Consider the following 10,368-nt stretch of genomic DNA (forward strand, 5'->3'; position numbering starts at 1 on the left):
TCAGTTCCCGTCGAGCTGGATGAGCCGGTCGAGGATGTTGGTGAGCTTTTCGTCTTCCTGGCCGTAGGTCGCCCAGTCGCCCTTCTGCATCGCGGCATCACGCGCCATCATGACGTCGCGAGCCTCCTGCAGGAGCCGAGCGGTCTCATCGCCGGTGCCGGCGGTCGGCGGCTCGGTGCCGTCGGTCGCCTCGGGGGACGGCGTCGCCTCGGGCGAGCCCGAGGGCGTCGGGGTGGTCCCTTCGTCACCCGCGGTCGCACCGGAGTCGCCGCCGAAGAGCTGGTCGAGCGCTTCTTGGAGCGTGTCCTCGAAGGCGACCTCCTTACCGAACGAGACCAGGATCTTCCGAAGCTGCGGGAGCTGCGTCCCGCTCGAGGCCTGGACGAACACCGGCTGGACATAGAGCAGACCGCCGCCGACCGGGAGAGTCAGCAGGTTTCCGTTACGGACATCGGACTGACCCTGTTGCAGAAGGTTGACCTCCCGCGCCACGGTGGCATTCGACCGGAAGTCGTTCTGCACTTGACCGGGTCCCGGGACCGAAACGTCAGCGCCGATCTCGAGCATGCGGAGCTTGCCGTAGTCGGCGCCCTTCTTCCCCTTCTCCGACCCTGCATTGGAGTCCACGGCCAGGTATCCGAGCAGGACGTTCCGCTCTCCGTCACCCTCCGACGCGGGGATGAACGAGGTGAACATCGAGAACGAGGGATTGTCCTGCCCGGGCATCTGCATCGTCAGGTAGTAGGGGGGCTGCAGGTTCGAGTTGTCCACCGGATCCTGCGGGGTCCGCCAGGCGTTGTCGCGTCGGATGAACGACTGCGCATCGTCGACGTGGTAGGTGCCGAGCATCGCGCGCTGCACCTTGAACAGGTCCGTCGGGTAGCGCACGTGGCTCATGAGGTCGCCCGACATCTCGCTGATGGGGCGGAGCGTCGAGGGGTAGACCTTCTGCCATGCCTGCAGCAGCGGGTCGGTCTCGTCCCACGCATACAGCTTCACCGAACCGTCGTAGGCATCGACGGTCGCCTTGACGGAGTTGCGGATGTAGTTGATGTCATCGAGCGCCACCCGCGGCTGCGTGTTCGTCGTGTCCGAGATCGCATTCCGGAGGCTCACGATCGACGAGTACGGGTAGTTGTTGCTCAGGGTGTACCCGTCGATGATCCACACGACGCGCCCGTCCACGACGCTCGGGTACGGGTCGCTGTCGAGCTCGAGGTACGGTGCGACCTTCTGAACGCGGTCCCGCGGGTTCCGGTCGTAGAGGATCTGCGAGTTGTCGTTGATCCCGTCCGAGAACAGGATGTCGGTGGACTGGAACTTCAGCGCGTACAGCAGCCGGTTGAAGGGGTTGCCGATGTCCGGTCCGCCGTTGCCGGTGAAGGTCGTCCGCGTCTGGTCAGACCCGTCCTCGCCGCGCGGGTAGTCCAGCTCGACGGGATCCGATCCCTTCGGGGCGCCGACGATCGAATACGGCGGCGAGTACTCACCGAAGTAGATCCGCGGCTCGTAGTTCTCGCTCTTGGTCAACTCGCCCGAGGTCGGGATGCCGCGCTCCATGAAGACGGGGTTGCCGTCATCGGTCCGCTCGTTGCCCTTCGCGGCGACGACGCCGTAGCCGTGGGTGTACACCAGGGTGTTGTTGTACCAGGACTGCGCGTTGCCCAGCTGGCCGAGGTTCAGCTCACGGACCGACACCACGGCATCCTGCGTCTTGCCCTCGATCTCGTAGCGATCGACGTCCAGCGGGTTCTGGAACTGGTAGTACGAGCGGTACTGCTCGAGCTGACGGACGGTGGGGCCGATGATGGCGGGGTCCATGATGCGCAGCGACGCGGTCGTGTCGGCGTCCGCCCGCAGCTGACCCTCTTCGGCCGTGGTCACCGCTTCGTAGTCGGTCTTCTCGAGTCCGTTGATCCCGTAGGCGAACTTCGTCGCGGCGAGGTTGCGGTCGACGAACGGCGCCTCGTACGTCTCGAGGTTCGGTGCGACCTGGAACTGGCTGACGGCCCACGGGTAGGCCACACCGACCACGAGGGACGAGACGATCAGGAGTGCGGTACCGATGAGGGGGAAGCGCCACCGGCCGATGATGGCCGTCACGATGAACAGCGCCGCGACGATGGCGGCGGCGATCGAGACGATCGCGAGACCCGGGATCACGGCGTTGACGTCGACGTAGCTGGCTCCCGTGAAACGGTCGCCCTGCGTCGTGAGGGTCTTGTAGCGGTCGAACCACAGGCTGACCGCCTGCACGGCCAGGTAGAGCGCCGCGACGACCGCCAGCTGGATGCGAGCCGCCTTCGAGATGCGCAGTTCACGCTGACCCACCCGGACCGAGCCGTAGAGGTAGGCGACGACCACCGTGACGAGGAGGCAGATGAGGAGCACCGCCGACGCGAAGCCGAGCACGATGCTGTAGAACGGCATCTGGAACAGGTAGAAGCCCGTGTCGAGACCGAACTCCGGGTCCTTCTGGCCGGTCGAGACGCCGTTGACCCAAAGCCACACCGTCTCCCACTGCGCCGACGCGGCGAACCCGGCGAAGAAGCCGAAGAACACCGGGATCCCCCACATCGCGAGGCGACGCAGGGGCTCGACGACCTCCTGGTAGTGGTCCAGCTGCGAGCTCAGTCGTGCGTACACGGGACGCAGGCGGTAGGCCAGCTGGATGGCTGCGAAGACGGGGACGGCCATCGCCACGAATCCGATGACGAACATGACGACCCGCGCGGTCCACTGCGTCACGAGGACGCCGTCGAAACCGAGCTGCCGGTACCACTGCCAATCCGTGTACAGGTTCGCGAACGCGAAGAACGCGATCACCAGCACAACCAACACGCCAACGGTGATGGCGATCGTGCGGCGGACAGGATTCGGAGGGGTGGACGTGGCCGGCCCGGCAGGTGTCGAGGTCACACCCTCATCCTAGGCGGCGGCTGTTGCGACCCGGCCTCGCCCCCGTGCGCTCTCGGCGGAATCGCAGGGGTGGCGCGCTCACCCCGCAGCGCAGACGGGCAGTTCGTCGACACCCGTGCCGGTCCGGATCGCGTCGAGCGCACCCAGCGAGTCGTCGAGCGTCGAGACGGGGACCACGCGGAGCCCGCTCGGGACATGTCCGACGACCTCACCGCAGTTCTCCTTCGGAGCGAGGAAGTAGCTCGCTCCGGCATCCCGCGCACCGTACAGCTTCTGTCGGATGCCGCCGATCGGACCGATCGTGCCGGCCGCGTCGATCGTCCCCGTCCCGGCGACCTGCTCGCCGCCGTTGAGCTCGCCGGGTGTCAGGGTGTCGATGATCCCCAGCGCGAACATCTGACCCGCACTCGGGCCGCCGATCCTGTCGAGCTGGATCGTGACGTCGATCGGGAAGTCGAAGTCGCGCTCGGTGGTGATCCCGATGATCCAGACCGGTCCGTCCTCCGACTCGGTGCGGGCCGGAGTGATCGTGACCGGGCGCTCCTCGCCATCGCGACGGATCACGAGGTCCACGGGCTCGCCTCCGCCGTCATTGATGACGGACCGCAGCTGCGCCGTGTCTGTGATCGTCGTGCCGCCGGCGGAGACGATCTCATCGCCCACCTGGAGGATCCCCGTCGCGGGAGAGTCCTTCGGGAGGGCGCCCACCCCGACGTGCTCACGCACCGTGTAACCGAGCTGGGTGAGGGCGGCGGCGGTCGCTTCCTTCTGGGAGTCGACCATGAGCGCCGCGTTCTGCTCGTTCCGCTGCTCCGTCGTCGTCCCGGCGGGGAAGATGCTGTCGACCGGGAGGACCGCTTCGGCGGGGTCGAACCAGGCGAGCGCGAGCTCGAACCACGAGGGGGTCTGCTCGCGGTTCCCCAGGACCTGCACCGTCGTCAGGTCCAGCGCGCCTCCCGTCGGGTAGGTCTGGGCACCCGACACCGAGATCAGCGGGACATCCTCGCCCTCGGCGTTCTCGGCCGTCCCCAGCGTGTTGACCACGGGCCCCTGTCGCTGGATGACGTAGCCGGTCGGAAGGAAGCTCAGGACGAGCAGAGCGACGAGCGCGACGACGAGGGCCCAGACGCCGGCGGCGAACCGCCGCGAACGGGTGGAGGAGCGACGCTCGGCGCGCTCGGGTACAGGCGTGAAGAACGACACGCGGGTCCTTCCTCCGGTGCTCGTTCGCGACCGGCGTACACGGGACGTCTCCCGCTCGGACCGGGCGGAGAAAACCTGCGACTAGCGTAGAACGAGACGTCTCCCCCCTGCTGAAAGGCGCCTGACATGACTCCTGCAGACGACGATCTGCCCGGTGACGACGACCTCGCCGAGATGCTGCGGCGCATGCTCGGCGGGCAGGGCGGGATCGACCCCGAGCAGCTGCGTCAGCTCTCGAGCATGGGCATCGATCCGGCGATGATGCAGAACATCATGCGGCAGTTCCAGGCCGCGATGTCCGCTGACGGCGACGACGACGGCCTCGACTGGTCCGCCGCGAAGACGCAGGCGCTGCACATCGCCAACCGCGACGGGCTGGGCATCAGTTCCGGTGCCCGAACCGAGTTCGATCAGGCGTTCGCCCTCGCCTCGCTCTGGCTCAGCGAGGTCACCGCGATCGCCGAGCTCGCCCAGGAGCCGAAGCCCATCACGCGCGGCCAGTGGGTCGAAGCCACGCTCCCGGTGTGGCAGGAGCTCGCCGAGCCGGTGGCCACGTCGATCAGCGACGCTCTCATGGCGGCCCTCGAATCGCAGACGCCCGAAGAGATGCGGTCGGCGATCCAGGGCGCGGGACGCCTCATGCGCCGCGTCGGCGGCGCGCTTTTCGCCGGGCAGCTCGGGTCGGTGATCGGGAAGCTCTCCCTCGAGGTCGTCAGCGGTGGCGACGTCGGCATCCCTCTCATGCCCACGGGCGACGCCGCGATCCTGCCGCAGAACTTCGCCGACTTCGGACGCGACCTCGAGATCGAGGAGGACCAGCTCGCCCTCGTCCTGGCGACCCGCGAGCTGGCACACGCCCGCCTGTTCCGTCACGCCCGGTGGCTGCGCCTGCACGTCATCTCGCAGGTGACCGACTTCGCGCGCGGCGTGCACGTGGACACGGATGCACTCGAGGAGCTCGCGTCGCGCTTCGACCCGTCGGCACCCGAGGAGCTGAAGGCCGCGATCGAGAGCGGCGCGCTCCTCCCCCAGCGCTCCGAAGCCCAGGTCGCCGCTCTCACCCGGCTCGAGAACCTCCTCGCCACGATCGAGGGGTGGGTCGACGTCGTGACCGCGGACGCGACGACGCGCGTCCCGTCAGCCGATCGCATCGCCGAGGCGGTACGCCGCCGCCGCGCCGTCGGTGGACCCGGCGAGCAGGCGATGGCCTCGCTCGTGGGTCTGGAGCTGCGTCCGCGGCGCCTGCGTGAGGCCGCCGCGATGTGGCGGGCCGTCACGGATGCCGTCGGTCCTGCTGTCCGCGATGGGCTGTGGGACTATCCCGACCTGATGCCCACCGCAGAGGACATCGACGACCCCGCCGGTCTCATCGCCCGTCTGCAGGCCCGTCAGCGGGGCGAGGAGCCCGAGCGCGATGCCTTCGACGACGCCCTCGCGGCGCTGCTCGACGAGGAAGCCGCGGCGGACGACGCCTCCGGAGAAACCCCGAAGAACGACGACGAGCCGGGTGACGACGGCCCGACGGGCCCGCGCCCGGTCTGAGCCGACAGCCTCCTCCACAGAAGCCCCGCAGCGGATCGTGATCGCGGCGGCTGTGGAGGGGGCACACGCCGCGCGGCGGTCGCCGACAGAATCGCGGCATGCTGCGCCTCGCTCCCTCACATCCTCCGCTCTGGCGGACACCCACCAGCGTCCAGTTGGGGATCGACGACGAGACTCCCCTGACGGGACTGCGCCCGTGGCAGGAGCGACTGCTCGACGAACTCGTGAGCGGCATCCCGGACGCGCGACTCGGTCCGCTCGCACGTGAACTGGGCGCGAGCGATGCCGAGGCGGACGCCTTCATCCGCCGCATCCAGGACTCTCTCGTCACCGATGAGATCGCGAGCCCTCCCGTGCGCGTCGAGCTCCCCGCGGACCTCGCGCGGGAGGAGGAGCGGACGCTGCTGGCGGGTATGGCGGGCGCCGGTCTGAGCGTCGAGGACACCGCTCGCTGGGCGCTGCCGTCGGGGTACGCGCCGATCGTCCTCGTGGCTGCTCGCCTGGTCGACCCGCATCGCGCTGCGCGCCTGACGGCGAGCGACATCCCGCACCTTCCCATCGAGCTGTCGGGCGATCGGGTCGTGGTGGGCCCGCTCGTGATCCCCGGCGCCACCGCCTGCCTGGCGTGCGTGCACGCCGAACGGCGCGAGCGTGATCCGGAGTGGCCGTTCGTCGCCGCTCAACTGCTCGCCCGCCCGTCGGTCCCGACGGACCCGCTGCTCCTCGTCGAGGCGGCGACGCTCGCCGCGCGCATGCTCCGGACCGGAGACGCCGGGCGATCGATCGTCGTCAGTGCGACGGACGACCGGCGCGAGCTGCGCGAGCACCGGCCTCACGGAGCGTGCCTCTGCCGATCTCCTGAAGGAATCTGGATCGCTGACGCTCCCGATTCCCCGACCGCTGCGCCCACGACAGTGACAGCGTTCGCGCGGCCCGCGTGACGCCGACGTACGCCAGGCGGCGTTCCTCGTCGACCTGCTCGAACGTCGTCGCGTAGGAGATCGGGAGCAGCCCCTCGCTCAATCCCATGAGATGCACGTGCGCCCACTCCAACCCCTTGGCCGCGTGAAGGGTCGCGAGGGTCACGGTGCGCATCGCCGGTTCGTGCTGGGCCTTGGCGCGGGCCGTCAGCTCGTCGGTGAACGCCCGCAGGGTCGTACCCTCCGGCGCCTCTTCGGCGAGGCGGAGAACCGCAGCCCGCGCCTCCCACTGATCGCGCAGCGCGCCCCCCGCGGGAGGAGCCTCGTCCGTCAACCCGAGCGACCGCAGCACGTCCCGGACCGTCGCGATGAAGGACCCGGACATCGGCGCGACCGATGCACCGCGAAGCGCGAGAAGCGCCTGGCGGACCTCGGGCAGGTCCCAGAATCTCTTGCCGCCGAGAACGGTCGCAGCGATGCCGCGCGACGAGAGGGCGGCGAGCAACGGCGCCGACTGAGCGTTCAAGCGGTAGAGGACCGCGATGTCGTGCGGGTCGATTCCCGTCTTCAGCTGCGCGGCGATCCGATCCGCGATGCCGTCGGCCTCGGCGGCGTCGTCCTCGTAGGAGGTGACCTCGGGCGCGGGACCGGCGGGGGCCGGCGTCGCGAGCTGGAGCGCCCCGGGCCGCCCGCGCATCAGTTCGTTCGCGACGGCCAGGACCGCGGCATCCGATCGGTAGTTCCGCTCCAGGCGCACGACGGTGACGTCCTCGTCGCGCTGGGCGAACTCGAGGAGATAGCGCGGATCGGCACCCGCGAACGAGTAGATCGTCTGGCTCGCGTCGCCGACGACGCACAGATCCTTGCGTTCGCCGAGCCACAGCTGGAGCAGGCGGTGCTGGACCGGCGAGACGTCCTGATACTCGTCGACCGTGAAGTGCCGGTACTGCTCATGGACGGCCGTCGCGACGCGCGGCTCCGACTCGATCATCCCGGCGCACGCGAGCAGGACGTCCTCGAAGTCGAGCTGACGACGCTCGTCCTTCAGCTTCTCGTACGCGCGCTGCAGGCCGACGAGGGGGTCGATCGAGAGACCCGGGATGCCGGTGGGCCGCACCTGCGCGTAGTCCTCGATCGATCGCATCGTGACCTTGCGCCACTCGATCTGCGAGGCGACATCACGCAGCGTAGACGCATCGAGGCGCAGGCCGATCCCGTCGGCGGCGTGAGCGAGGAGGCGCACCTTGCTGTCGACGATCGCCGGGGCGGTGTCTCCCGCGACCTGCGGCCAGAAGAAGTTCAGCTGTGCGAGGGCTGCAGCGTGGAACGTGCGCGCCGCGACTCCCTCCACGCCGAGCGACCGGAGTCGGCCGCGCAGCTCGCCCGCGGCCTTCGTCGTGAACGTGACCGCCATGACGCGCTGCGGCGAGTAGGCGCCGGTGTCGACGCCGTGAGCGATCCGGTGTGTGATGACACGCGTCTTTCCGGTACCGGCACCCGCGAGGACGCACACGTGACCCCGGAGGGTGCTCGCCGCTTCGCGCTGACGGTCGTCGAGATCGGCGAGGGGGTCCGAGCTCACTCCCCCACCCACCGGAGGATCAGGCTGCGTGCGATCGACGCGGACCCCGGGAGGCGGATCTCACCGCGACCCGCGAGAGCCTTGCGGATCTCGGCGCGCGTGAACCAACGGACGTCGAGGATCTCCTCCCCATCGGGACGCGCCTCGTCATCGGCGACGGCGTAGGCGGTGAACCCGAGCATGAGCGAACGCGGGTACGGCCACGCCTGCGAACCGCGATAGACGATGCGGTCCAGGCGCACGCCCGCCTCCTCGGCGACCTCGCGTTCGACGGTGGTCTCGAGAGACTCCCCCGCCTCGACGAATCCGGCGAACGTCGAGTACACCGGGATGTCGCCCCACGCCGCGTTGCGCCCGAGCAGGAGTCGTTCACCGTCCGCGCTCGCGACAGCCACGATGACGGCGGGATCCGTCCGGGGGAAGTGCTGACGCCCGCAGACGACGCATCGCCGGGACCAGCCGGCCTGCTGGATCTCCGTCGACCCTCCGCAGGTCGGGCAGAACGGCGCGTCGAGCAGCCAGCGCCCGAGGCTCAACCCCTGGACGACGCGTCCGGCGTCGTCGGGGTCGAGTTCTCCGCCGATCACGCGCAGGCTGCCCCAGCCGGCCGCATCCACGACCGGTTCGGGGGCCGCGGCGGGCAGAGCCGCCAGCGCGACGGCATGCTCGCCGGCGTCGCGTCCGAGGAAGGCCCAGACGGCGTCACCGGGGACGGCGTCCGGACGGAGCCACCGGAGGGCGGAATGCTGGTCGAGCGGGGCACGGTCGCCGTGCAGCAGCAGGACACGCGTACCGGCGTCCTGCTGGATGCGGGTGAGCAGACCTTCGTCGAGCCGCTCTTCGGCTGCACGGTCGATGACCGCTCGAGCCAGTGGCGGCGGGACGTCCTTCGTCGTCATCGAGGACCTCTCTTGCGGGCGTGGCGCGAATGCGCTGCGGCGGGCCCCGCCTACCCTGGGGGGCATGGCACGCTCTCCTCTCACTCTAGCCGCGGCGGCGACGGCAGCTCTCTCGCAAGCCTCGGGCGTGCGCACGAGCATCACCGCAGCGGGACGGCTGAGCGAAGGGGCCGGCGGGCGGTACGACAGCGCGCTCGTCCACCTCGACGACGGCACACGGCTCGTCGTCCGGGTGCCCGAGAGCGACGAGGCCGAAGCGGACGCCTCGCGGGAGGCTGCCGCGCTCGCTGCGCTGACGGCCGGTGTCCGGGCCATGCTTCCGTTCCGCGCCCCCGAGGTCCTCGGCCAGGCGCGGATCGACGGCCGCACCGCCCGTGTCGAGACGCACCTGCCGGGATACCGTGTCGACGCGGCGCACATCCCGGCCGGCCGCGGTGTGGCGACAGCCGTTGCGACGGCGATCGCCGGCATCCACGATCTGCCGACCTCGATCGTCCAGAGCGCGGGTCTTCCGTCCCGCACGGCCGCGCAGGTCCGTTCCGACACCGAGCGCCTCCTCGACCGCGCCGAAGCCACCGGGCGTCTGCCGTTCGGGCTCCTGCGTCGGTGGAGCCGCGCCATTGCGCTGGACGGCCTGTGGAACGTCGAGCCCACGGTCGTCCTGGGCGGCATCGACCCCGCCTCCTTCACCCTGATCGACGTCGACGGCGTCCCGACCGTCGACGGCTTGCTGGCCTGGGGCGGACTGAGCGTCGGCGACCCCGCCGAGGACCTCCGCTGGATCGCCAGTGCTCCGGATGCCGCCCCCGACGTCATCGCCGCGTATGCCGCGGCCGCGGGACGCTCGCCCGACACGATGCTCGCCGAGCGCGCTCGCCTGCACGCCGAGCTCGAATTCGCCAAGTGGCTCGTGCACGGACACGGATCCGCGTCCGATTCGGTGATGACGGATGCCGTCGCGCTGCTCACCTCCCTCGACGAGAGCGTCCGCGACGAGCCGCCGATCGGCTCGGGCACGGTGAGCATCGACGACGCCATCGCGGCGATCGGCCGTGTGCCTGCAACGACCACCGAGTCCATCGACACGTCGATGCAGACCGACGCCTACGACCCCGGAATGCTGGACGGCTACGAGGACGAGGCTCCTGAGCCGGTGGAATCCCGAGAGGGCGACGAGACCGAACCGATCGAGTTCAGCGACTGGCCCGGGACCGACGACGCGCCGGCGGCCGAGGAGCGCGACCCCGACGACGCCGCGAAGAACGCGCTCCGCCGCTGGACGGGAACCGCCTGAGCCCTTCCG

General features: G+C 69.9%; 6 protein-coding genes. 2 read left to right on the plus strand and 4 right to left on the minus strand.

Going from position 1 to position 10,368, the window contains the following annotated elements:
- Both BLP38_RS05885 and BLP38_RS05890 read right to left on the minus strand, forming a co-directional pair.
- Positions 1-2,919 carry a UPF0182 family membrane protein gene (locus BLP38_RS05885; RefSeq protein WP_091354350.1) on the minus strand — a complete coding sequence of 973 codons (2,919 nt, stop codon included), beginning with the start codon at positions 2,917-2,919 and terminating at the stop codon, positions 1-3.
- A 78-nt stretch (positions 2,920-2,997) separates the two neighbouring features.
- Complete coding sequence (locus BLP38_RS05890; protein ID WP_091354354.1) at positions 2,998-4,122, minus strand: YlbL family protein; 1,125 nt, start codon at positions 4,120-4,122, stop codon at positions 2,998-3,000.
- Positions 4,123-4,248: 126 nt separating this feature from the next.
- On the opposite strand from BLP38_RS05890, the gene BLP38_RS05895 reads away from it, so the two are divergent.
- Positions 4,249-5,664 (plus strand): zinc-dependent metalloprotease, encoded by a 1,416-nt coding sequence (locus BLP38_RS05895; RefSeq protein ID WP_091354358.1) that lies wholly within the window; start codon positions 4,249-4,251, stop codon positions 5,662-5,664.
- A 789-nt stretch (positions 5,665-6,453) separates the two neighbouring features.
- Here BLP38_RS05895 and BLP38_RS05900 read toward each other — a convergent pair.
- Both BLP38_RS05900 and nudC read right to left on the minus strand, forming a co-directional pair.
- On the minus strand, positions 6,454-8,166 hold the full coding sequence (locus tag BLP38_RS05900; RefSeq protein ID WP_091354361.1) for an ATP-dependent helicase: 1,713 nt from the start codon (positions 8,164-8,166) through the stop codon (positions 6,454-6,456).
- A complete protein-coding gene (nudC, locus tag BLP38_RS05905; protein WP_091354364.1) occupies positions 8,163-9,065 on the minus strand; it encodes an NAD(+) diphosphatase in 903 nt (300 codons plus the stop codon). Before nudC ends, BLP38_RS05900 begins: the two co-directional genes overlap by 4 nt.
- A 64-nt stretch (positions 9,066-9,129) precedes the next feature.
- Between nudC and BLP38_RS05910 the strand changes: the two genes are divergently transcribed.
- Positions 9,130-10,359: a phosphotransferase gene (locus BLP38_RS05910; RefSeq protein WP_172824662.1), complete on the plus strand. Its 1,230-nt coding sequence runs from the start codon at positions 9,130-9,132 to the stop codon at positions 10,357-10,359.
- Positions 10,360-10,368 lie beyond the last annotated feature (9 nt).

Source organism: Microbacterium sp. LKL04 (genome assembly GCF_900102005.1).
Lineage (GTDB): Bacteria > Actinomycetota > Actinomycetes > Actinomycetales > Microbacteriaceae > Microbacterium.

Bases quoted from the DNA above. Each gene is read 5' to 3' on its own strand.
- BLP38_RS05895 (WP_091354358.1), top strand. From the start codon at position 4,249: ATGACTCCTGCAGACGACGATCTGCCCGGTGACGACGACCTCGCCGAG.
- nudC (WP_091354364.1), bottom strand. From the start codon at position 9,065: ATGACGACGAAGGACGTCCCGCCGCCACTGGCTCGAGCGGTCATCGAC.
- BLP38_RS05910 (WP_172824662.1), top strand. From the start codon at position 9,130: ATGGCACGCTCTCCTCTCACTCTAGCCGCGGCGGCGACGGCAGCTCTC.